This window comes from Desulfoconvexum algidum (assembly GCF_055382125.1).
In genome coordinates, this window is record NZ_AP042394.1 from 1,893,982 (window position 1) to 1,918,520 (window position 24,539).

The 24,539-nt window shown below is 41.0% G+C and carries 15 protein-coding genes and 1 tRNA gene; 7 read left to right on the forward strand and 9 right to left on the reverse strand.

The window, feature by feature from the left end; all coding sequences use genetic code 11:
• Positions 1-6: 6 nt before the first annotated feature.
• The 5 genes from ACZ45G_RS08660 to ACZ45G_RS08680 form a co-directional block, all read right to left on the reverse strand.
• Positions 7-894, reverse strand: a complete 888-nt coding sequence (locus ACZ45G_RS08660; RefSeq protein ID WP_464177047.1) for a P-loop NTPase — start codon at positions 892-894, stop codon at positions 7-9.
• A gap of 56 nt (positions 895-950) precedes the next feature.
• Positions 951-1,736 (reverse strand): hypothetical protein, encoded by a 786-nt coding sequence (locus tag ACZ45G_RS08665; RefSeq protein WP_464177049.1) that lies wholly within the window; start codon positions 1,734-1,736, stop codon positions 951-953.
• A complete protein-coding gene (locus ACZ45G_RS08670; RefSeq protein ID WP_464177051.1) occupies positions 1,726-3,465 on the reverse strand; it encodes a tetratricopeptide repeat protein in 1,740 nt (579 codons plus the stop codon). Before ACZ45G_RS08670 ends, ACZ45G_RS08665 begins: the two co-directional genes overlap by 11 nt.
• A 40-nt stretch (positions 3,466-3,505) precedes the next feature.
• The gene (locus tag ACZ45G_RS08675; protein WP_464177053.1) at positions 3,506-4,468 is read right to left on the reverse strand and encodes a sigma-70 family RNA polymerase sigma factor; all 963 of its coding nucleotides are present in this window, start codon (positions 4,466-4,468) and stop codon (positions 3,506-3,508) included.
• A 753-nt stretch (positions 4,469-5,221) separates the two neighbouring features.
• Positions 5,222-5,359: a hypothetical protein gene (locus tag ACZ45G_RS08680; protein WP_464177055.1), complete on the reverse strand. Its 138-nt coding sequence runs from the start codon at positions 5,357-5,359 to the stop codon at positions 5,222-5,224.
• A 393-nt stretch (positions 5,360-5,752) separates the two neighbouring features.
• Between ACZ45G_RS08680 and ACZ45G_RS08685 the strand changes: the two genes are divergently transcribed.
• Positions 5,753-6,307 (forward strand): hypothetical protein, encoded by a 555-nt coding sequence (locus ACZ45G_RS08685; RefSeq protein ID WP_464177058.1) that lies wholly within the window; start codon positions 5,753-5,755, stop codon positions 6,305-6,307.
• A 600-nt stretch (positions 6,308-6,907) separates the two neighbouring features.
• Here ACZ45G_RS08685 and ACZ45G_RS08690 read toward each other — a convergent pair.
• The 3 genes from ACZ45G_RS08690 to tnpA all read right to left on the reverse strand — a co-directional run bounded on the left by ACZ45G_RS08690 (position 6,908) and on the right by tnpA (position 12,855).
• Positions 6,908-8,554 carry a hypothetical protein gene (locus ACZ45G_RS08690; RefSeq protein WP_464177060.1) on the reverse strand — a complete coding sequence of 549 codons (1,647 nt, stop codon included), beginning with the start codon at positions 8,552-8,554 and terminating at the stop codon, positions 6,908-6,910.
• Between the two features lie 849 nt (positions 8,555-9,403).
• On the reverse strand, positions 9,404-11,548 hold the full coding sequence (locus tag ACZ45G_RS08695) for a LamG-like jellyroll fold domain-containing protein (RefSeq protein ID WP_464177062.1): 2,145 nt from the start codon (positions 11,546-11,548) through the stop codon (positions 9,404-9,406).
• 872 nt (positions 11,549-12,420) lie between these two features.
• On the reverse strand, positions 12,421-12,855 hold the full coding sequence (gene tnpA / locus ACZ45G_RS08700) for an IS200/IS605 family transposase (RefSeq protein WP_464177064.1): 435 nt from the start codon (positions 12,853-12,855) through the stop codon (positions 12,421-12,423).
• Positions 12,856-13,428: 573 nt separating this feature from the next.
• Between tnpA and ACZ45G_RS08705 the strand changes: the two genes are divergently transcribed.
• The 3 genes from ACZ45G_RS08705 (at position 13,429) to ACZ45G_RS08715 (ending at position 18,990) form a co-directional block, all read left to right on the forward strand.
• Entirely contained in the window at positions 13,429-16,482 is a 3,054-nt protein-coding gene (locus ACZ45G_RS08705; protein WP_464177067.1) for a hypothetical protein, read from the forward strand.
• A 3-nt stretch (positions 16,483-16,485) separates the two neighbouring features.
• Positions 16,486-18,324 (forward strand): hypothetical protein, encoded by a 1,839-nt coding sequence (locus ACZ45G_RS08710; RefSeq protein ID WP_464177069.1) that lies wholly within the window; start codon positions 16,486-16,488, stop codon positions 18,322-18,324.
• 589 nt (positions 18,325-18,913) lie between these two features.
• Positions 18,914-18,990 (forward strand) — tRNA-Arg (locus ACZ45G_RS08715).
• 137 nt (positions 18,991-19,127) lie between these two features.
• Here the strand turns inward: ACZ45G_RS08715 and ACZ45G_RS08720 are convergent.
• Positions 19,128-21,314, reverse strand: a complete 2,187-nt coding sequence (locus ACZ45G_RS08720; RefSeq protein ID WP_464177071.1) for a KamA family radical SAM protein — start codon at positions 21,312-21,314, stop codon at positions 19,128-19,130.
• A 639-nt stretch (positions 21,315-21,953) separates the two neighbouring features.
• Here ACZ45G_RS08720 and ACZ45G_RS08725 point away from each other — a divergent pair.
• From ACZ45G_RS08725 to ACZ45G_RS08735, 3 genes are all read left to right on the forward strand, one after another.
• Positions 21,954-22,811: a YdcF family protein gene (locus tag ACZ45G_RS08725; RefSeq protein WP_464177073.1), complete on the forward strand. Its 858-nt coding sequence runs from the start codon at positions 21,954-21,956 to the stop codon at positions 22,809-22,811.
• Positions 22,812-22,959: 148 nt separating this feature from the next.
• Entirely contained in the window at positions 22,960-23,355 is a 396-nt protein-coding gene (locus ACZ45G_RS08730) for a hypothetical protein (protein WP_464177075.1), read from the forward strand.
• A 21-nt stretch (positions 23,356-23,376) separates the two neighbouring features.
• Positions 23,377-24,507 (forward strand): SprT-like domain-containing protein, encoded by a 1,131-nt coding sequence (locus ACZ45G_RS08735; protein WP_464177077.1) that lies wholly within the window; start codon positions 23,377-23,379, stop codon positions 24,505-24,507.
• The last annotated feature ends 32 nt before the right edge of the window (positions 24,508-24,539 follow it).

Genomic DNA, 24,539 nt, shown 5'->3' on the forward strand with positions numbered 1-24,539 from the left:
TATTATTTAATCTGTGAGCTGCAATTGCTTTAAAATGTTGTCCACAACCGTATCAAATGCTCGTGTAAATTCAGTTTCCTCATTTTGAAACATGATGGGGGTCCCGTCGTCTCCGGATGTCACTACCTTTGTGTCAAAGGGCAGGGAGCCCAGGAACTCAAGTCCCGTGGATTCGGCGGTTTTTTTACCACCTCCGTGTTTAAACAGGTCAATGGGTTCATTGCAATGGGGGCATTTAAAGGTCGCCATGTTTTCCACAAGGCCAAGGGTTTTCATTTTAACCGTTTTACAGAAGGAAATGGATTTTCTGACATCGGACAGGGCCACTTCCTGGGGGGTGGTGACAATAACCCCTAGGGCTTCGGGAATATTCTGGACAACGGTGAGGGGCTCGTCTCCCGTACCAGGAGGTGCATCGATAACCAAGAAATCAAGTTCACCCCATTCCACCTGGCCGATAAATTGCTGGATCATCCCTGTTTTGGCGGGTCCCCGCCAGATGATGGCCTGGTCCTTGTCCTGCATGAGTGCCTGGACTGATACCACCGTGAGGTTTTCATTGACTTGCTTGGGCATGAGTAGCTGCTGGTTAGGGCTGATGTCTAGAAGTCCTTTTATTCCCATCATATGGGCAATGGAAGGGCCGTGGACATCCACATCCATGAGACCTGTTTTATATCCTTTTTTGGACAGGCAGGCCGCTATGTTTGCGGATACACTGCTTTTCCCCACACCGCCTTTTCCGCTTAAAACAAATATTTTATGTTTGATCTTGCCCAGGGTATCTTTGATCATTACCTTTTGTTCGTCTTTTTTTTGAGCCTGGTTTCCGCCACCTTCCTGGGAAGGACAGCCGCTGCTTTTTTTGGCTTTGTCTACGTTATCGTGAATCATAATATCAACTATCTCCTTTGGGAAATCTTAATGGGTTAAATCCTTTTAGATAATGATCATGATCCCGATTCTGTCAACCTGAAAACAGACTCTTTTATGGGGGGGTTGGGGATAAATTTGGTAAGGGTCAGATGGATTTTTTTGCCGGCTATATCCTTGACTAACAAAGTAGCAGGAATACGACTCTTTCCATAGGCCTGGTAGTCAATATAGGTGATGTCATAGATCGGCAGATTGTCTTTGTCCAGAAAGACCAATTGTTGCACTTTTCCGACTTTATTTATGTGAAGCTGCTGGAAGGTTGATTTCCAGTTTTGTGCCAGAATTATCGGGGGAAAATTGCTATCTTCCGGTTTAAACCAGGCATGATCAAATTTTTCCAGAGGAATATGTCCCAGAAGAATGGCAATCATACCGGATAATTTTACCGGGATATGAAGATACTTTTTTAAATCCGGGTCACTTGAGAAGGTTGTGTGGGGGTCGTGTTCACCCGTATGGGAGATAAAGGTCACATGGTCGCCTGTGGCCACAATGGTCTCAACCGGGTGGCCTGCCACAAGAAAGGTTATTCTGAGCCGATTGGGTGCGCTTGCTGCCCATGCAATTTTAAATTTGGCTGTTTGGGTGTGGGTTTCCACCTCCACCCACCCGGTTCCCCTGGAGGATGTTATATCCTGGTTTAAGGATAGAACAGAGTTGGCCAAACGCAGCGCTTTTTTGTCCAACCCGGGGTCTGTCTGGGGGCGAAGGGGGGTACATCCGGTAACAAGAAGGAGGAGGATCCAAACCAGGAACATCAAAGTCAGGGAGGGGACCCTCCCATGAATTCTATTTCTCATCGAGCCGTTTTTCAAGATCCTTAATTTTTCCTTCAAGTTTTTTGGCCAGATCGGTTTCTTCTTTTTTTACATTGGCCAGGGCTTTTTTATAAGTGGCCAGTCCTTCTGCCAGCTGACCTGCATTTACATAGGCATCTGCCAGGTGGTCTGCTATAATGCTTTCAAAATTACTGAGTTTAGCTGCCCGCTCAAGGTAATAAACTGCCTTTTCATAGTCTTGCATCTGAAAATAAACCCAGCCCATGCTGTCGGTTATATACCCGTCCTCGGGTTTTTGTTCCAATGCTCTTGAAACTAGATCCAGGGCCTGGTCCAGGTTGATCCCCATGTCCGCATAGGTATAACCCAGATAGTTCAGGGCACTGGCATTTTCAGGGTCTATTTGAATCAAGGTTGTCATGGTCTCTATGGATTGATCTTTTAGTCCGGCCTTATCCTGAAGGGTTCCCAGGCGAAAAAGAAGGGTGGTGTTGTCCGGTGTTTCTTCCAGGCCGTTCTTTATAATAATCATGGCCTTGTCATTTTGGGCCTGGTCTTCGTAAAAAGAGGCAAGAAATGAGATGATATCGATGTCTCGTGGATCTTGTTTGTATTGTTTTTCCAGAAGTTGAATCGCCTGCAGAGGCTGCCCCAGATCCCGGTACAAAAATGCCGTGCTCAGTAGGGTTTTTTTGTACTGGGGATGGTCCGGTGTCACTTTGAGGTAATGCTTGATGGCCGTTTTTTTATCTTTAATCGCTTCATAGGCCATGCCGGTAAAAAAATTTAAATTGGCATTGTCAGGATCTGCCTTGATCATCTGGGAAAAGACAATGACGGCGTCCTGATACCGTTTTCCAGAAATAAAGGTGTCCACCGCCGCCATGACCAACCGGGGATTTTCACGGGCTTCATTGCCAAGCTCCATGAACAGAGCCGAGGCTTTTTTCTTTTGATTGTTTTTGTAATGGAAAAGTGCGGTTTCAAGGATTGCCCGGTTATTTTCCGGTTCAATTTCAAGAATCTTTTCATAGGATTCGAGGATGCGTTTTTCCCGGGTCTTTACCCCCTGTTTTTCATAAATTTCAATCAGTCGGAACCGGGGTTCCACAAGGTCTGGTTCCAGCTCAATGGTTTTTAAAAAAGCCGTTTCTGCAAGGTCAAGGTGATTCATTAAAAAATGGGTCTCTCCCAGGTAAAAATGGGCCACATAATAATCAGGGAGCTGTTCTGTCATCCTGGAAAAAAGATCAAGGGCTTCGGGCAGATTCCCATTGTCCATGAAAATTTTGCCAAGGCGAAGATAGGTTTCCTTGTTTTCGGGGTCCAGGGTCAGGATTCGCTTGAGAAGGTCGGGCAATTGTGTCGCTTGGTCGGGTGTTTTTATCAACCGAACCAGAAGCAGGAGGTTGTCAGCATTTTCAGGGTCCTGATCCACCAGCCGTTTGGCCAGTACCAGGGCCTGGTCAGCGTTCTTTTGTTCCATATAGAACTGAATCAAATCTCTCGTTAAAAAGGCTGAACCCGGATCCCGTTCAATGGCTTTTTCCAGGGAAGCGATTGCCTGGGGAATCTCATTGTTTTGGGCATGTATTCTGGATTCAAGGTAAAAATATGTGGCAGGTAATTGGGATTCTTCCCGGGCCGTGTTCTGTGTGTTCTGGGGGGGGATCCTCTTGCCCTGAATGCATCCTGAAATGGACAAAATTGAAGTGAACGCTAAAAGGATCCAAATAGATTGTTTTTTCATTGAGTACATGACCTTTTCCTGTGAAGGCGGTTGGGAGTTTTTACTGGTTGTGATCATACATGTCAAAATCAGGCATGTCTTTTTTGAAAAAGGCTTTCATTTTTTTTAAAATATTATTTTCAATTTGCCGAACCCGTTCCCGGGAAATGGAATACTCTTCGCCTATTTGCTGAAGCGTCTTGGGGCTGTCAGAAAATATCCGTCGCACAAATATATCCAGTTCCCTGTCATTCAGGGTTTTCTTAAATACATTCACCTTGGTGTGAAGAATATCTTCAATTTCTTTTTTGGCAACCCTGTCTTCAGAAGAGTCTGTTTCTACATTGATAAATTCAATTCGTTCCGTGTTTGAATCGTTTTTCAGGGGTTCATCCAGGGAAAGATCCCAGTTGGCCAGCCGCTGGTCCATATCCACGACTTCTTTTTCAGAGACCCCCAGACGTTCGGAAAGAAGTTTGGGCTTGGGATCAAACCCCTGCTCAACCAGCCGTGCTTTTTCCTTTTTTAACCGGAAGAACAGCTTGCGTTGCCCCTGGGTGGTGCCGATTTTTACCATTCGCCAATTATCCATGATAAATTTTAAGATATAGGCCTTGATCCAAAAAGAGGCATAATAGGAAAATTTTACATTTTTATAGGGATTAAATTTTTTAACTGCCTGGACAAGCCCAATATTGCCTTCCTGGATCAGGTCCAAAAGATTTTGCATCCAGATTCGCTGGAATTCCAGGGCAATCTTTACCACAAGCCTGAGATTGGATGTGGTCATGATATAGGCCGCTTCCTGGTCTTCCTCTTCTTGTATCCGGGTGCCCAGCTCGATTTCCTGATCCCTGTTCAACAGCTTGTACCTGTTGATTTCATTCAGATAGCTCTGTATGGGGTCTGATTTGACAATGGCTTTAGAGCTGGACGTTTTTATTTTTGATACTGGAACATGAAAATCTTTTTTTGTTAGTCTTTTTGGAACCTTGGACTTCTTTTGATCTGTTTTTTTTTTCATTCAGTGGCCCTTAGCATGTGTGGATAAAAATTGAGTATACCATTATCATGGTCTCTATAAAAGCAATATATTTTACAAATAATTACCAATTGGTCATTTTTTTGTGGACAACCAAGGGGATCTTTGATAAAAGACCTTTTTGTTTGCGCCTGTAGCTCAGCTGGATAGAGCAACGGACTTCTAAACAGTCTTACCTCTTTTAAAACGACTCCCACAATAATCAGTACTGACAAGTGTCTCCATGGATTTTGATGATTTCTATCAATTTTTCTATACACGATAAAAGTCTCTAAACCCGCATGGCTATCCTGGTTTTCAGCTTTTTCCCCGGGAGTCCGGTTAGGACTCCACCCAAGACCCTTGTCTGGCTTTCGTTCCCAACATACCGGGACTCCCACTTGACCCGGGATTGACCCGGGGCACGTTTTCCCCGGGTCTTTTTTACATTGTTGTAATAAATTAAGGCTACCAAAGGTTATCAAAACCCAGGGTTGACAGGGGAACTCTTTCCATATGATAGCTCGACATTCCGACCTATCCCCATGTGAATCCAAATGTGGATGGTTTGTTTACTTTCCCTATAATGGGTCCCACTCTGCTCCTACTCCCAATGAGCCTGGGGTATGGCCTATGACTATTCACCCTGAGCGACGGCCCCGATGACATTATAAATGGTGGTCCGACTGACTCCATACTCTTTGTGCAGTTGTGTGGGGGCATGCCGTTAGCTTTCTTGGCTATGATATCCTTGCATTACTCTGGTGTCAATGAGGGTTTTCGGCCCTTGTATGTGCCCCTATCTTTGACATTTGTGATCCCTGTCATCTGCCGTTCCTTCCGTAGGTTAGTCTCGAACTCTGCAAACACTCCCAACACCTGAAGGAATGCCATAACTGATGTTGTCCTGGTGTCAATCCTTTGGTCAAGGATCTCCAGACTGGCACCTATACCCCCTTCCTTTTATCTCCAATATACGTAATGGAGTTTTGATTCATTTGGCCATGATGTTTCCCATATAGATGAATTTCACATTAAAGGCTGAAAGTTTGGTCTATACCAGATGTGGTGTGTTGATTTGTTTGAAATTTTAATGATACCATTTGAATAGTTGAGTATTTGCAGAATCCAGAATGATGCAAGATAGTTCTGAGTTTTATGTCACTTAGAAATGGGGAACCAGCTATGAAAAGATTTGCCATTGAATTTGAAGGAAGATTTCCAGTATAGTAAAATGGCAGTTACACAGAATTATTTACAGGGTTTTTTTATTTTAAAGGAGGTTTGATGAATCGTTTATTGATTGTCGTCCTTTTGTTGTTTTTCGGATGCGTATCAAGCCAGGACAGGCAAATTCAGGGAAACAATGAGTTAATAACTTTTGATGGATCATGGAAAGCTGTTGATATTGATAATAAAATCCCAAAACAAGATATCAAAATCTATTTTAACAATAACAGCTATAAACTCACTATAGACGGGAAGTCACTAAATGATGTAATCCACATTATAACAGTCAGTAATGATTTTATTTGGAAAGGATACCCTGAAGGTAAAGCTTGGGATCTGGCAACAGACCTTGTTGAACGTGAAAAACTCGAAGAACAAGATAAAGAACTTCTTCTCGGGTATGTTGCATTTATAAAGAATGGAAGAAGAATATTATCTTTAAATGTTTTTGATAGAGATACATTCTTATCATGTTATTTCCAATTCATAGACTCTAACAATTTAAAACTTACTGAATTTCAAATTGAGAACGATGGGTTATCAAAAAAAGGACTACAAAAACTCACGAATATGGCATCTCAAATCAATTACGTTTTACTAACTCGTCAATAATCAACTTCTCACCGGTATGTACTTCTTGGACTTTGTGCTGTTGATGCAATAGTAATTGATTACAAAGAACAATATTTTCTTGGAGGTCCAATGAACGAAATTGTAATTGCAGGTATTTTTACTTGATGTGGTCAAGTAAAAATAGACACTTTTTCTAAGCTACTTTTTCAAATTCCCATAATTTCTCATATCCTTTTAGGCTGATATTCCCCAAATAAGAATGCCGCCTTTTATTATTCTAAAAATTCCTATCCGGGGTCTGAATAAAAATAAGGTTGATCTCCAATTAAAATTTAATGGGGGGTTTGATTTTTAAGATTTTGAATTTCCCGTATAGTTGAATTTCAAATCTGAAACTCAATAATCTATCCATACCATATCCTGTGTCATGGCAAATCTTAAAAAGCCCGGACTGGTTGATGAAACGCTCGGTAATTTGTTGAATTTAATTCCTGACAGATAATATTACTGTTGTGTACCTTGAAATGACTTATTTATCTCATGGACATTATTCGAATGCGTTAGTGCTTTGAGCATGCGCATTGATGCGAGAATTTTTTTTACAGATGGAATGAATTCCTGGAAATTTCAACAATATTACTATTCAATAATGCAGCCAAAACCTTCCGCCACTTCCATTATGGTGACATCAGTCTGTCCGGAAGCCACCCTGAAAACATCCAATCCGTCTGTATCCTTATCCATGTCTGTATCTCCCGGGCAGTGTGGCGGCAAGGTCAGGTTCCGTTCAGGTCGTGAAAAGTCGTGACACCAGGAACAGTCATACCCTTTATCCGAAACGTGTTTATTGTGAAGGGAATTATAGCCCACGGCTTCTTTTTGGCCGTGGCACTGGAAACAGACCACCCCTTCATCATCTTTCAGTACATACCCCAATGCTTCAAGGTCTATTTGTTGCGTATTGCCATGACAGTCGCTACACCTCAAGGCATCATCCCCTCTGCCAACCCCATGATTGAGCATTTGATATGTATCGGTGACGATCCACTCATAAGGGGTATTGGCTGGATATCCCATATTGATAAGCCCTGCTTTCACAGCGTCCGTAACATTGCCGGTCCCCTTGAGATAAACAAATGTATCCAGGGCAATCAGCCGGTTGTCGTCCTTGGTTTTGGGCTGATCAGCAGTTTTATATTTAAATGCATAAAGCTTGCCGTCCTGTATGGTCCCCAAAGGGCGGGAGGTTGGATAGGTACCTTTTCCCACATCAAAGGTTTTGGATGCGTCATCATAGAGCAGGGTATTGTCACTTTTCCGATTCCAGAACCGGTATTTCGGTATTAGGTTTGATTCCTTAACGGTCAGAGGGTGCCCCGGACAGGGGGTTTGTGCACTGCAGGTGTCTGCATCGACCTGGTCATGATGCAGCCGCCAGTCCCGATGGGTCTCGGTTGGAACCTTGGCATAGACAGGAATATGACAGGTCTGGCAGGCCACCCTTCCTGTGTGTCTGCCGATTTCTCCGGTAGTGCCGTGATGGTCATGACAGTCAATGCAATTGAGTTCAGATCCCCGGGACAGATCGTCCGTGGGCCTCAGATCAGATCCCTTGCCGATCACCCGGTGCTGTTCAATTTCATGGCACCTCTGACAGGACAGGTTGTCTTCTCCTGTATTCATATGGACATCGAAATCTTCGCTGGCAGTGTCCACGAGGGCCAAGGAAAGATCCCCACGTTTCACCCCGTCTCCGCCGCCTGCCGTAGCATGACAGGATAGACAGTTGGCACGGGTTGGCTTATCTATCTGCCTCACCATGCTGTTTGTCCCGGTCATAACCCCCATGCTCCCGTCGGAAAGCCGTTTTCTCTGTGTGGCATATTCCACATTATGACACATAAGACAATCAATATTTTCCATACCGGCGTCCGGAGAGTCGGGTGTCTGTCCGCGCCCCGCATGACAGGTGCCGCAGACAGCCCAGTTTCCCAGAATGTTGATGCAGTAACTGTTAACGCCGTTGAAGAGTTTTCCCTGGGGGATGTCGGGATTGTTCACCATGTCTGGTGCCGCACCCTGCCACTGGTAATGGGTGGAATAAAACACCTCGGTATATTCCTTTTCATGGCAGCCCAGACAGGTCGACGGGTAGTCACTCCAGGTGAGGTCCGCATGTTCCGGGGTATTTTCCGCCCATATGGTAGACGAACAAAGCAGAAAAATAAATATAATCCCAGTATTCAAAACCAATGTTCTGGATCTTTTATTGGATGTGTTTGTCATAAAGTCCCCCTTGTTTTTGTACGGTAAAAAAATCCTGAGATGAAACGAGAATAATAGAAGATTATTTTTAGCAGATGATATAGGGCATTTCCGGATAATGAAGAATTTATCGAGTTTTCAATATTTTGTCAAGCAGCCTAATTCCAGTCAGATCTGGATGTCAACCCAGAGAACCCTCCTTCCCAGAATAGAATTTTTCATTTAAATATATGAACCAGAAATAGTGCTCTAATCCAGTATCCAAAATTAAACGAATATATCAAAAACATTTTCGCCGATTCGGAACAATTTTTTTTGGGGCCTTGACCGAAATAAGGTTGGTCTCCAATATACAATAATGGAGAATTTTGAAATTTGATTTTGGCATCTCCCATATAGTGGAATTTTGAATCTGGGAAGAGAAATAAGAAAGAAACAACATCTTGTGTCTATCAGAATATTAAAAAAGCGAGACCTTCACGTTAAAGTTCTCTCTTGGGTTGCAGTTGATAAATTACTCATTGGAAATATCAAAGATACCGTTTGAATTGTTGATCATTGAAGGTGTAATTAGTTATGCAAGTTATGCCGTGAGTTTCAACCTTGCTGAGAATTTTGAATTTTGGAAAAATGGTCATTCAGCTATGTAAAAAGTTGATTCGGAAATTATCCAAATTGCTTTACATGCAATCGAAATGCTGGTGCGAATACTTTTAGTTTTCAAAGAGAATTGACGCAGATCTTTCCAATTCAGAGTGATATACGGCTATATATTAAAATTGAACATGACAAACGGAAACCGATCAAAAAACAATCTCTCATTTATGGAAGTAATCGCAACAAATTCAGTTGAACCGGTTTATTCCGTTCTTATTCCAAGCAGTCAAGAACATCCCATAAATCCTTACCATCAACATCATTATCAATATCACCATCTCCTCTGCAGGAACCGGCCTGGTCACAGGCTGTCTGACCGAACCCGGTTGCAATGGTTTCCAAGTCTATCGTTTTAAACAAACATTGATCAAGGGTTGCTGTTAAAATTTTATAACTGCTCACAGGTTCATTGCCTTCTACATCGGTTCTCTGCAGCAGGTAGAATATATCCCCATGCTTGACCATGCCGTAATACCGTGCATTATCGTCAAAAGCATAAAGGCTGCGGTCAAATGTATAATTAATGCTATAAGACGAGGCGGGTTCCACCCGGACAAAAAGCGGATTCTCATCGTCCATTGCCCATAGGTATCCCCCTGAAAAGCAAATATCAGTTATATCGCCAAGATCCACTTTTTTATTGTATCCAAAACTGTCTGCAAAAATTGTCCCGGCAATCGATCCATTGGACAGATCAATTTGGTATATGTTTACACAGCCGCCTCTCTCCTGTGCCCACAACATGTTTCCATCCCAGGCAATATTAATGCTCCAGACCAGATCCCTGTCCATACTTGACGGGAGATTATAGGAAGCGCCCGGTGTAAATGCTGTCCCATCAAACAGATACTGGCGTACCACCCAGGCATTCTGACTATAATCTTTGAAACAGACCCACATGTCATTTCCAATCCATTCAAGGCTGGTTACATGATCGATATTCAGATCAAAGGACTGAACAAGATTACCGTTTGCCGGATTCACCTGATGGATATCAAAACTGTTTCCCGTCCATGTCTCATCGCATATCCACAGATCGCCATCATTATACCCCATATCTCCGCCGTAACCGGAAAAATAGTCGACTGGAACACTCTTGTGCAGGATGGATGCCTCTACAAAATCTGTCAAATAGATATCCATATTTTCCAAGGCGCAGCCCGGGAAAACAATGGCATCATCATCCATGGCACAACCGGAATCAGTGTGCCCAGATGGTTTATTCTGCTGGAACGCTTCAATGGATATGACACCAGAATGATCCGTGTCCATTTGCGCCACGATATAAAAAGTGCCGGAAGGAAGGTCCAGGGAATAAGGACCGGGCTGAACAAGTATTACCTGGGCTACCGCACTGAAGTTATTCTTGCCATCCACCGCTGCCACCAGGATATTTCCGGTCTGAGATCCGCTATAATAAACTGTCCCACTGACCCTGTTCACCTGATCCAGCCCCTCGTCAACCGCGCCATTGCAATTATTATCCAGTCTGTCACAGATTTCCGGTGCACCAGGATAGGTCACAGCACCGGACATCGGGGTATCATCACAGTCATTGCCGGGCGCAGCCTGACATCTGGAAGGGCGACATCCCTCACCAATGCAGTAGCCGTCGCTTGCTACATCATAATATCCATCATTGTCATCATCACAATAATATGCATTAAACCCTGCCAATTCACGAATTTCAGCTTCTGAAAGCGCCCGATTATAGAAGCTCACATCGTCAATTTGCCCCTCAAAAGATTCGTGTCCTCCATTTGCCATTCCAATTCTAAAATCAGCGGTCGAGGTAAAAATTGAATGAGCAGGGCCAAGGCTGCCAGGCCCTCTCGCTTCACCATCGACATAAAGATAAATGCTATTCCCTTCTTTAACGCCCGCAATATGGACCCAATCCGTTCCAATAGGATTAACGCTTTGAATGTGGCCTCCGATACACTCTGTACCTACTACAAACGCGACATAGCTACCAGTTCTCAAAAGTAGCCCATAACCGTTTTCATCAGAATCGCAGAGCGGTTTTTTAGTTACAATAAATTTATTGCCCGCATACTCAGTTTTAATCCATGCGGATAAAGTTATATCCCCTGACAGCAGTAAAGGGGAGTGCGGCACATCAATATGATCATCGATTCCATCAAATAGAAAGGCACTGTTGGCATTGCCGAAACGATCCGAAACAGGTATTGCACCAAAAACAGTTCCATGATTATTATACCCACTAAGATCTTGAGCATTTCCATTAAACGGATAGAAAGCAACCAATCCGTCATTTATATCTGCACCGACAACAACAGGAGAATTTAAAATAAGAGCTACAAAGAATATAACAATTATTATATGTACTTTTCCCATAATATAACCTCAAGCATGAATAGTTAAGAAAAATGGAGTTGCTTTCCATTTGATGGATATAGTCTCCTCCAATTTTATGTCGTTAAATTTTCTCTGACTTTTTTAGGAACGTAGATTTAAGCAGAAAGAAAACTAAGAAAAACCAATTCAGAATGATGGTTAAGCTACTATATATTTCAGAGAATTTCTCATTCCATAGTACAAAAAACAGACTCTTGTCAAGGATAATACAAAAGGCTTTAAACAGTATGTATATTGATGCCAGACGAAGGATAGTAGAGGTTTTGTCAACAATCACATATCATCATGCGCTTTATTGCTGACATCTCCTAACAGGCAGATTATACCGGTGATTCCAATGAGAACTTTCATGGTATAGCTGTCGCTTTTCATGAAACTTAGCAATCAAATCATATGGTTTGACGAGATATTCTGATTATTGTGCCTGGAATCATCTTTATTGGAGATAAAAGGAAGGGTTTACCCATTTTGATATGGTGCAGACTTTGTCTATACGTCCTCTCTGCCAATGCCATTTTTAAAGGCCCAGACTATTATCAATAGGGCTCCGTTCTAAAGAAATTTGGGCAACCCCCACATATGGTGTAGAGGATTTTTCCAGTCTTGATTTTTTTATTCAAATATATAAGCCAGGGAATCCTTTTCGATATTTTTTCCGAATTGTTTTTTATAATATATAAAAATTATATGAGGCAGGAGTGGACTCTGGCTACAGTCATTCCTTTTGGGACGTCAAAAAGGAGAGTAGAGTAAATATCCTGGCCCAGAGGGCCAGGCCTTGGGCTACCCCTAAAAGGGGTTTAGTATGCCTTGCCCCCTGAGGGGGCAAGGGAAGCTATCCCGAATTAATTTCAGCTGAACAGGTCTCGTTGCTCTGCCCGTTTTTCTTTTTGTTCTTGATACTTCACATACTTTCGTATCATCTCAGAGTCCAAACCAACCGTATCAACACAGTATCCGCGGGCCCAAAACTTGTTACCCCAATAGGGTTTGCATTTTAAATGTTTGAACTTGTTGAACACTCTGATTGCGGTACGCCCTTTTATAATCCCCATAAAATCTGAGATTGAAATCTTTGGGGGCACCTTAACAAGCAAGTGGACATGATCAATTTGAACATTCAGTTCAACAATTTTGCACTTTTTTTGCTCTGAAAATGCCCTGATACAGCTGGCAACCTCTCTCGCCACGTCACCGTTCAAAATCCTGAAGCGGTATTTGGGAACCCAGACAATATGGTATTGGCAACACCATAATGTCTGTGATAACTTTTGGAATCGGCTCATTTGTTACTCCTTACTCGTTTGTTGTGGGGACAACTTCGAATATTGAGTAACATTGAGTCGTACAGATGGCAAAGCCACTGCACTCTGACCTGGCCCAGAGGGCCAGGGTTTCTACATCAGACTAAATTATCCATAATTTCAAATAGTACGGATTAATACGAGGGACAACGTCCAAAAACCGGTACAGTAATTACGCATGTTGACATCACCCCCAACTTGATTATCTTATTTAAAGATGATCCCAAACACCTTCACGAGCTGTCGCCATTTCAAGTTGAGCGATTTGTAGCGGAAAAGTTAGATAAAATTGGCTTCGATGTAACCTTTACCGGGGCCACATCGAAAAGAGATGGTGGAATCCAAATGTCGAAAAGTGCCATTTGAGAGGAAAAATGGGTCAAAAAATGAACGGAAATCATGGAAATTTTGATTAAAAACAATCTAATTTAAGGAATTTTGGATTAATTTGAGATTTTATGAAACAAAATTAATGAACACAGAAATTAATCAAAGGTCTCAGTTCAATAATTATTCAGGCGTAGTATTTTTTTAATATGTAAAGGGGAGCAAGAAATGGATAATAATATTGATAAAGATAACAATTACCAATTATTCGAAAGAAAGGAAGGTAGCGATAATGCTTTTGAAACATGTAATAAACTTCTTCCTTTAAACCCCATAAAAAACACATTTTCTTTCAACGAGGTATCGATAGTTTCTATTTCCGTCGATGATTTTTTCAACGACCTCTTTGAAGAAAATACAACAGGATCGAAGACTATAATGATGGGGTTGTCCGCTCATTATCTTCTAAAGAATAGATTCGGAAATAAAAAAGTAACTTTACATGATGATAATGTAGTTTTTCCCGACTATACCTTCTTACCTTCATCTAATACTGAAGAGCTATTAAAATCACTATCCTCAGATAATGTTTTTATAGATTATCCTGATGTTGAAAATAGAAAGAACCCTATTTATGGAGATAAAGAATTAATTCTGTCCGATAAAAACAGAAGTGACTTATTGGAGTTCGGTCAAATTTTTTATAGAGACACTAAAACAAAAAGAATTATCAATGTCAAAGTCAAGCTAGAAGAAATTGTCATTTCTAATTTTGATTTAATCGAAAAACTGCATAGTAGTCAGACTGAAGGGAAATTACATAAGTTAAAACTCAGCGCATCTAAACAGGAAAAATTGATGACGCATGGGATGATTTTTTCTACGGTTGAAGGAAAAAAGCATAAAATAGTATTAGAAAATCATGAAGAGGCCAAAATACTAACAAATACTCGCAAATATCAACAGTCTAAAATCGTGGTTTCCGTCCCAGAGGATAGAAAAAATAAATATAACCCCGACATAACTGGTTTAGAAGATAATGAGTTTTGCGAAAGGCTAAATATTTTGATTCGTGAAGTGAATGATTATGGGCGCCGTGCTACAGACAACATTTTGTATGCTTTACATAATATGCAAAGTGACCCACGAGCAAATAAATGTTGGATAAAAAGCAAGCGAGTACCTGTTGTTGCAAAACGTACTTTTCCAAAATATGAAATTGGACTTGTAACAACATATGAACAAGAATGGGCGCTTTTAGGTTATTCTCGTGGTGCACTTCTTCATTCAACTACTTTATCTCCAGATGAAAATTTAATGATTGAAGTTTTCAACTGGGAAAAAAATACAATCACAAATGAAGAAACAAATACAAACTCTTATGAAAAAAATCGGCAGATTAATAGTAAAACAAGTGCGGCATCTAAAATTGGTTTGGATGTTACACGAGCAGTTACTACAACTGCTGGCGCTGAGGGTGGATTAGCTACTCCACCTATAAAAGGTGTAACAGTTAAAGCAGAGGGTAAGGTTTCTATTTCCGAACAGTTATCACGAGGAATGAAAACTACGTTAGAATCAACGAATGAAATCACTCGATCAGCGGTAGAAAAATTTAAGTCGACACACAAAGTAAAAGTCACTGAAACTAACGAAACAGGTTATGAAGAACGCGTTACTAGAAACTTAAAAAATCATAATACTTCTAGAAGTTTAACCTTCCACCATTTTGAAGTACTAGAAAATTATAGAACAACAACTAAGGTTGTTGATACTCCGCCTCAAGAAAGACAGTGGTGCTTATTAGTAGATAATCCCGATTTTCCCGCCTTTGATGTTACGACTATTTTAGCTTATGAGCATAGATTTAAAGAAGTATTGTTAAGCAGTGAATACCAAAGAGGGTTTGAAGCTGCACGAACTATATTAGCAGAGGAGTGGTATAAGAATAGCCGTAAACAGACCGAAGCATTAGCACAAACACTTTTGAATACTGATACCGATTCCGACGATATTGAGCCTAATACTTTCCCTTTAAAAGGCGTTTTTGCAACGGCAAAAAGCATTTATGATGTTTTAAATGAATTTAAAAAATTAGATGAAGAAGCCATTGCCTACATTAATCAATTTGCGACGCACTTTGTTCCTAATGATAGTGGATTTACCTTAGATATTGAACAATTAAAACAAATAGAAACAAGTATACGTAGGTTTTCATACTGGTCTAAGATGGATATCGCATACCCAGGTTTTAGAAATAAAGTGATGAGATTTTTAGATAGCATCGATAATGAAGATAATAATTTATTCAATGATGGAAAAAATAAAGATGAAATTATCCGTCAGTTGGCTATATTTTTAAGTGGCTTAGATGATGATTGGTTAACAGCTCTAAAAATGATAGGCCTTGGGGTTATCATTGGCTCAATGTTAACGTTAGTTACCGGCGCCGCTTTAACGGTAACAATTGGTGTCTTAGCACCGCCCACGATATTAATTATTGTAAATGCAACGCCTATAATTTGTACTCCTCTGTTTACCGCATTGGCTTTAAATCATGATGATATGGGGTTAGGTGTAATGCTGAGCAAAGCAAGACGGCAAGTTGCAGATTATGAGCTAGTACAAGAAGCAGAAGCTCTACCTAAACCTGTATTAATAGATTCTGAAACTACAAGTGACTATATTGTTGAACCATTTCGCTTGTCTGAGCTCTATAGCAATGAAAAATTAGCTGAAGCACACGCAGATTTTATTCAATTAACTTCCCACATTGAAAAGCATCGGGTCTATTATCAAAATGAAATTTGGCGTGTAGAGGATCCCAACGATAGATTATTGCGTTTAGAAAGTGCTGGCATATCACAGTTTATTGATAATCGGTTATTAGGGTTTAAAGGTAAGAAAGCAATGTATCCATTAAATATTGATATGTTAGAGGATAGTATCACCGATAAAATGGAAAGCTGGCTTTACCAAAAGAATTCATCAGATTTAGATAATCGTCTTCCGATTGATGTTCCCTGTCCTAAAGTTGAGGCGTTTTCTTTACCGACTCCTGGCGTCCATATGGAATCTGTTTTAGGCCAATGTGAAGGTTTAGAACCTTACCTTATTGAAAGAAGAGGAATTGATAAAGATGAGCGTAAGGCCAATGCGGATTTAGTTGTTGAAAATGTTCGTCAAGCAGCATTAGAGACTGATCGACGAAAAAAACGATTAGAACAAAATCCGCCTAATCTTGATCCATGGCATGTAGAAATTATTAAAGAAGAGTCTTAGCAAATGATTAAATTTATATTTGAAGGTACCATAGATAGTAACATTACAAATTTTTTCAAAATAGGTGATGATGGTGCCGTTATTCTAGAAAAGGGGCATTATGAGCAGAAGTGGAAATACGTTGAAGATAGTGTTTCTGATTCTATATATATTTTTGGCAAACAATATGATTTGGAAATATTGTTTGGTACAACTGAAACCACAATTAGATTGAGAGAAGTAAAGGGTTTTTCTTCAAATTCCACCGAAGTAAACAGTTCACCAGATGAAGCTCAAATGTCAAGAATTGAGGAAGCTGCAGATCGTTCTATGTCGACTCCCCAAACTCAAGAAGAAAATACGAGCGTTGAAGCAAAATTGACTAATTCTATTGATAGAATTGAATCAGTTAATATTGATCGACAGCAAGAACTTATTAATTTACAACTTGAAATTAACGCTACTTTGGACGATCAATTACGCAGCTCAACTATTTTGCATGATGGTATGGAGCGTGCAGTTGATCAAATTCAAGATAAAAGAATTACATGGTTAGAGTCAGGGCCTGAGGTTCGTGCTAGCGACATTATGGTGGAAATGTTATGGACGGCACTTCCTTTAGGAGTTGGTATGATTGGTAAATCTATACTAAAGTCATTAGCCTCAAAGCGCATATCAGAAAGGGTCTTTAAAAATATCTGGAATAGACAAAAGGTATTAAAAAAAAAACTACCCCCAGGGAAGAGCGTTCGAGCTACACAACCAGGCCAAAAGATAGATACAACATCTGTAGAGTGGACTGAGCTAAATAAAAAAATAGGACGAACAAGGAATGCAAAGTTAAGATTAGCAACTGCTAACTATAATAAATCAGGTACAGTTGCAGCAGAAAAAGCTTTTAAAGAGGCAGCTGAAGCTGAAGCTAAGGGCTGGAAGGCTGTAATAAAGAAAGCCGAAACAGCAAAGGCGGCAGCTGTGAAAAGGATTACTGAAAAACGAAAAACCATCATGACGAATCCGACAGAAACAAAAGATGGAGATTTAACGAAGACGGTAAAGGAGGTGTTATCTGATAATTTAGCTGGTATTGCTGTGTCAGGTATAAAAAAAAAGGTTAGTGCAAAAGGCTCTAAATTAAAGCAGGGAAACTCTGCAATAGTTGTACTTAGGAGCCAAGTACAAAAACATTTACGAGAAGAAGAGTATAGAACACGTTCGATTGTTGCTTATGTTGATGCAAGGGTGAAACTTGGATTGAATAATGAACGAGAGATGTTAGATGTATATATAGAACTAAGTTCATTATCTGTTAGTTTAGCATTGCCTGCTATTAAAATTGAAGAATATGACTATTTTGTAGATGTGATTCATCATGAGACAGAAAAAATATTATGGTCTGTTCTTCTCGCAAGTAAAATACAAAAAGAACATTATCATAAGAGTAATTCTTTGTATCGCCCTATCAAGGTCGATACTCAATTTAGGGGTGTTGATGATCGGGTAATACTGTATTTAATTTCTCGTTTTGCTGACTATGTCCCTTCAGATTGGAAATGGACTAAACCTGATACTTGGTTTAAGGATGACAAGATGGTTACAAGTGAGGCTATAAAAGTCGCAAAAATGTTTCTTGATGTTAAAACTAATTTTGCTACACATTGCGCTGATATGTTGTCTATGTTGGTTCCCCCATCAGGTGATGATGATGAGACTACTTTAAATTCTGCGTTAGATAAGAATGTGACGAATATTCCTGGGATCTGGGAAGAAATAACCCCGCTTCAATTTAGGAGTGATTATAAAAAAGACCCAGAGACTCCTAAACCCGAGTCTTCTGAACCTGAACCCGAGTCCGTCGGTTAAAATTTATTGTATTTTTTAATAGACTGTTAAACAGCGTGTCCTTGCGGCCAGTCTGCATAAATTCTTTTTTCCTGGCGTGTTTTTATTGCGATATGACTGGTTACCATAGAAAAATGATATTTTAATACTGTTGAGGTGAGAAGTTTGATGATCCCGGCCTGATCCACTTTTATTATTGTGATACCTTAGACAATCGAATCAGATGCGGTAAAATGCTGTTTATAGCTCCATGGCCATGGCATCTTCATAAACAGAAAGGGCTAAACGGATCAAGACTCTATTAAGCTTCTTCGATTCTTTCTAATCCCGTTTTGGAAAGGCATTCAATCTTTGAATATTTTCTTCACTTCTATGATGGGATTTTTGATGTAAAACCTATTATATCAGATTGTTGGTTATGTTTGAATCGGATTTTACAGGACAGGAAATTATTTTATAAAGAGCTATTTTCAGACCCGGCAATTTGATAAAAAGAGGGTAACAATATCCAGGTGACCCGGGATAGACCCGGGGCAGCAAAAAAAATGTTATGAACTGATTTTTTTCTCTTGCCAAAACTACCTGTATTTGTTAAAAGTCTCTTCTGTTTGCGCCTGTAGCTCAGTTGGATAGAGCAACGGACTTCTAATCCGTAGGTCGCAGGTTCGAATCCTGCCAGGCGTACCACCAATATCAAGGGTTTTCAGCTTTTAGTTGAAAACTTTTTTTGTTTGTGAATAGTGTGTGACACCCCGCCGGTTTTAACCTTTCAGCGGTTGAAGCTAAATTTCATTCATTACTCGCTATTTTTGATTGCCATTTAATTAATACCCAAGATCCAGGTTGGTTATCGTTTGTGTCGGCTCATAATCATAGGCCGGATACTCAAAGATCGGCATCCTGGGCTCTGTTTCACTCAGGGAATATCCGTAGATTGAAGCATACTCGGACACATCCTCTCCCATATTGTCAAGCTGCAGGAGATAATCATGGATGCTTTTGGATTCAATGATAATTATTTTCCCTATTTTTTCTATAATCGGGCTGTGTTCCCTTGTTGCGTCATGGTCAAATTCAAGGATTCTTCTGCCGTCATTGGTAATGCCGATGGTTCTGAAGGTAAGGCTCTTGCCAACCCCCGGAAGGTTGAGGACATTGCGATCAGAGGCAATAAAGGGGATGTCGGCATCTGTTCTCAATTGGGAAAGTTTCTCAACTATATTTTCAGCATCCAGGGGCAGTTGCCTTATTCCCGGATGGAATTTTTCTTCCAGAAGACCCATGCGCTTTTCTTCCATGCTTTCCTGGGCCAGTCGGGCATTGGGTGAAAACAGGCTGGAATTTTCCATATATCCTTTAACGGTAAACACATAATAGGGAAGAATGCCGATATCATTGAGTACTTTTCGAAGTTTTGCCGTATGCCCCCTTCTTGATGCGGCAGATGTGAAAACTTGCTGGTTGGTTACAATCCAACCGGCGTTGTTAAGCTGATCCACGCAGTATTTTGTTTCAGGGGTAATTTCCATGGGAGATTCAAAATGGGTCTGGAAAACAAATTGTTGAATCCCTACTTTGGATGCTTTTTCTTTGAATTCGGCAAGGATGCTTATAAGACCTGCCTGGATTCTCATGGGAAGATAAACCGGAAGTCTGGTTCCCAGTCTCACTCTTAGGATCTGTGCGTATTTTTCTCCCTCTTTTCTGTTTGCATTGGCTGCCAGTTTTCGTTTGGCCATTTTATAAACGCTTTGAAGAATTTTTCGAATGGTCTTATTGGTGCTCATGAGGGCATCTCCGCCGGTAATGAGAATGTCCCTTAATTGTGAGTCATGTTCAAAATAGGTGATCGAGGTTTCCAGACGGTCTTCCACGGAGGTCCTGGCTTGTAATTTGTCAAAGTCAAAATTCAAATCACCATGTTGGAACCCGTACATTCTCTGGCAGATTGAACATAGCCCCCCACAGGCACGGCCCATGCTTTTGGGAATTAAGATAGCGACATTGGGGTATCGTCTGTGAATGCAATCGTCGGGAACAATCCAGCCGGCAGCATTGGGCTTTCCCGGCTCCACAATATCCTCTTTTTCCCAGGCATTAATATTTCCGAATTCAGCAACCAGTTCCTTTGAATAGATAATATATTGCCGGATGGCAAGATCCGCTCCCAAAGAAACAGGGGAGGCCTGGGTATCCAGAAGCGACAGGTAGTAGGGATTGACAAAAAAGGGGATGCCGACTTGCTGGGCCTGTTTCAGGGTATTCATTGTTTTTCTGTCAAGGGAGAAATCAAGCATTTCATTCAGACCTTCAGGGGTTCTGACTGCAAATTTAAGATGAAATTTATGATCATTCCACCATGTTTTGGCAAGGGCCAGTTTTTTCTGCCGGGACATTCCTTTTTTAAAGCAAAATCGCTTGCTTTTTACCCTTCGTTTATCAATTATTTGAATAATGATTTTCATTATCCGAAGCTTGTTTTTTTTGCGTTGCCCGATGACCGCAGGATCAAGGCCTGAGGAATATCGGTCCATCCAGGTTGAAATTTCACGGTTTTGGGGTTCTGGGTATTCATGTCCTGAAAATTGCCTGAACAGGTGAATCATATCATAAAAATAGGCAGGCGTACCGCCGCCGGTTCCCTTGCGGGCACATTGCATGAGAATGGCAAAGGGATCATTTTCCACAATTTCGCCCTTGAGATTGGGGTCCTTAAATTGCCTGCCCGAATGCTGGATATAATCCAGAATGCGAATGGCAGCATAGTCTTTGGATCTAAGCTTTTCAAGTTGGAGGTTGCCGGTTTGTTTGCGCAGATAATAGGCATATGCTGATTTGTTTTCCCGGAGGACCTCCAGGCCCCAAGTTTTTAATTTTTTCTTGGCCTGGAGAATGGTTTTTGAAGTGTCCATGATATCAAAAAGACCGGGGTTCTCTTTGAACAATTGCTGCATGAGCCTATAGGCTTTTACATTGGGAAGTGTTTGTTTTAATTCATTTAAAAACGGCACAATATTTCCTTATTGCAGCAAAGTTGCTGCATAAATTATTGCCAGAGAACTCTAAAGGAGCGACCGTTGAGGTCGGTTGTGAAAATCTATAGCGTGTCAACATCATTAATTTTTTGTTCTAATTCTTTGAGATTTAACATTATAGTCCTGAGAGTTTGGCTTTCCCTAAAATCACCGAATTGAACTGAGATCTCTGATTGATGTCTATTACCAGTCAAGCACATCATAAATAGAATTTTGTGGTAAGGAAGAAGGAGTCTCTTCGATTACAATCAATCAGAATGGAAAGAATATTTTTTCCCAATGCTTAACAGAACCTAACAGATTAAGTGCTTAAACACAACGCAATTGTTCCTTAACAAAAGGAGACTCTGCTTCAATCTCCCGTCAGAAGGGCGTCAATAGCTCTCTATTCTGGCCGGGTTGACGGAACCGGAATTGACGATCTTGAAGCCCGTTGCACGATACTAACAATTTGTTGGACAATTTTATTAAAAGTGATATTCATAAACCTATGGGGTAAAGGGTGTTATGCGGATAGAATATTTTAAAAAATAGGGTGACGTAATAACCAAATGAATACAAGAAATTTATTTATTGCTGTAATTTTAGGCTTAGGCAAGGTTCCGGTCAGGAAAAGTGCCTCAGAATTACAAACCGGGTGCATACGGGGGCGTGAAGGACGTGGATACGGTATTTTTCTGGATATCTAAATTGGGCTGGAAACTATGTTCCCCTGACAGTCTCCTGGTGCTGTTATCAGGTGTAACCCTTGTGTTGCTGTGGGCCCGTTCTTATAAACGAGCAACCCGTCTGATGACGCTGCTGGTGGTTTTACTCTTGATCATCGCTGTTTTTCCTGTTGGGGATATATTGCTTTCTCCTCTGGAAAAGCGATTCCCTTCTCCCGGACACTTGCCGGATAATGTGGACGGCATCATTCTCCTGGGGGGCGCGGAAAGAGTTCAACAATCATTTCTCTGGCAGCAGGTAGAGTTAAACAAATCCTCAGAACGGTTTTTTGAGTTTTTCCGGCTGGTCAAAAAATATCCCCATGCGCGACATGTTTTTGCCTCTGGCAGTGGTGATATCACCTTCCAGGCATACAAGGGTGCCCAAGTGGCAAAAATGCTGTTTAAAGAGCAGGGCCTTGATACGTCCAAAATGATATTTGAATCCCAATCAAGAAATACTTATGAAAATGCTGTCTTTACGCGTCGGTTAATTGAGCCCAAACCTGGTGAAAATTGGGTTTTAATCACCAGCGCTGCCCACATGCCCAGATCCATGGGTATTTTTTCCAAGATCAACTGGAGGGTCATCCCCTATCCTGTTGACCACGAGACGCGCCCTGGAGACCTTTTTCAGATTCAGTGGAATTTTTCCGGTAACCTGGTTAAACTCAATGACGCTTTACAGGAGTGGATCGGCTTGATAGCCTATTATGCCACTGGAAAGACGTCCCATCTTTTTCCCGGGCCTTTGAATTTAAAGTGAAATTATAAAGGCTGCTGACCGGTTTTGATTGGAATGTGTGATGCGCTTAATCTTCTTCAAATATTGAGCTGGGAACTTGTAAATCTCCAATAGGGTTGTTATTGTTTTCTAAGTGCGGATACAATTGTAAAAAAAATAGGAGGCAACAATGCCTGTAATAATAAGTGGTCTTCTCCTTTTAAGTGGCCTGATTGGGATATTTATCGGTCAAAGAATGGTCAAGAATCGATATGATTTTTTTTTTCGACAAGTTCAGCCGGAAGATGTGGTGGCGTGTCAAACCGTTTTTATCTGTGGGGATGACGGTTCCTACCAAAAAAAAATGGTCTCTAATATTTTGACCTTTGGCAATGATTGGAAAGCATTTGCAACCGATGACGGGTGTCAATATGTCCTGGGAGAATGCTTTGTAAAAGAAGAGGGTCAAAGATCTTCCCTTCGCACTGACACAAAAGAAAAATGGGTCAGCAGGGAAGAATTGAATCAATACGAAAAAACCTTTGGAAAGCCAATTAAACTATTGGAAAATAATGAGAAAGAATAAGGATCGAAGATAATTGATACCATGGAAAATCAGCCAATAGACATTGAAACCAGATGGGCAGCACAACTTTGCCTGGAACACGAGGCCCTTGCGTGGCGGTATGGCGTATCGCTTGCAACCCCGACAATTAACATTTCTTCCGGTGAATCACTCCTTGGATGGTGGGATTTTAAAATACACACAATTTCCATATCAAGCCATCTTATCAAAACACAAGCCTGGGATATCGTTTTAGAGGTTTTAAAACATGAAATGGCGCATCAATACGTTTCCACGTTTTATGACAACGCAGACAGTCATGGGCACTATTTCAAGCTGGCCTGTAAAAAATTAGGGGTTCATAGGGCGTTTGTGACGGGCAAAAAGGATTATAACCAACGATTGCAGGAGTTTAAAGGCGACCTGTCGGCGGATGCCCAAAAAATGTTAAGAAAAGTAGAGAAACTGATGGCACTTGGGCAATCCAATAACCAGGCAGAGGCACAAGCAGCATCCAGGAAAGCCAATTATTTGCTTAACAAGTATAATCTTGCGAGAATCAAGGAGGGAGAGGGTGATCCAAATATCGGATACCTTACCATCTGCCACAAAAAAAAACGCATTGAATCTATCCAAAAAGCCATTTTGGCTGTCTTGAGAGACTATTATTATGTAAATTGTGTGACATCCCGGACCTATCACGCTTACGATGATACCGTTTACAAAAGCATTGTTCTGATTGGGAGAAAAGAGGCTTTAATTGTGGCAGAATATGTGTATTATTTTTTGCTTGATACCGGCCGAACCCTTTGGCAGGATTTTAAACACAAACAGGGTGGCAAAAGAAACGAAAAAATTTCCTTTGACATGGGGTTCACAGCCGGGATCAAGGACAACCATGAATTGATGTTTGCCGATTCCAAGATAAAAATAAAGGGTGATCTTTCCCTGCCAGTAAACGTGACCAGGTCTTTGATGGAACAAAACCATGAAGAAAACAGGCAAGAAGAATCCCGACTTTTTCCAAGATTAAGATCAGGGAGGTACGGACGACACCAGAGCTTATCCGGCGCCTTTAAAGAAGGGTTTAAAAATGGAAAAAATACCCATGTAAGCAAAGGCCTTACCAGCTGTGGTTCCGGTGTTTCCGGACTTTTGTCAGGTTCTGGATGATGTATAATTATTGATATTTTTTCGTGTCATAT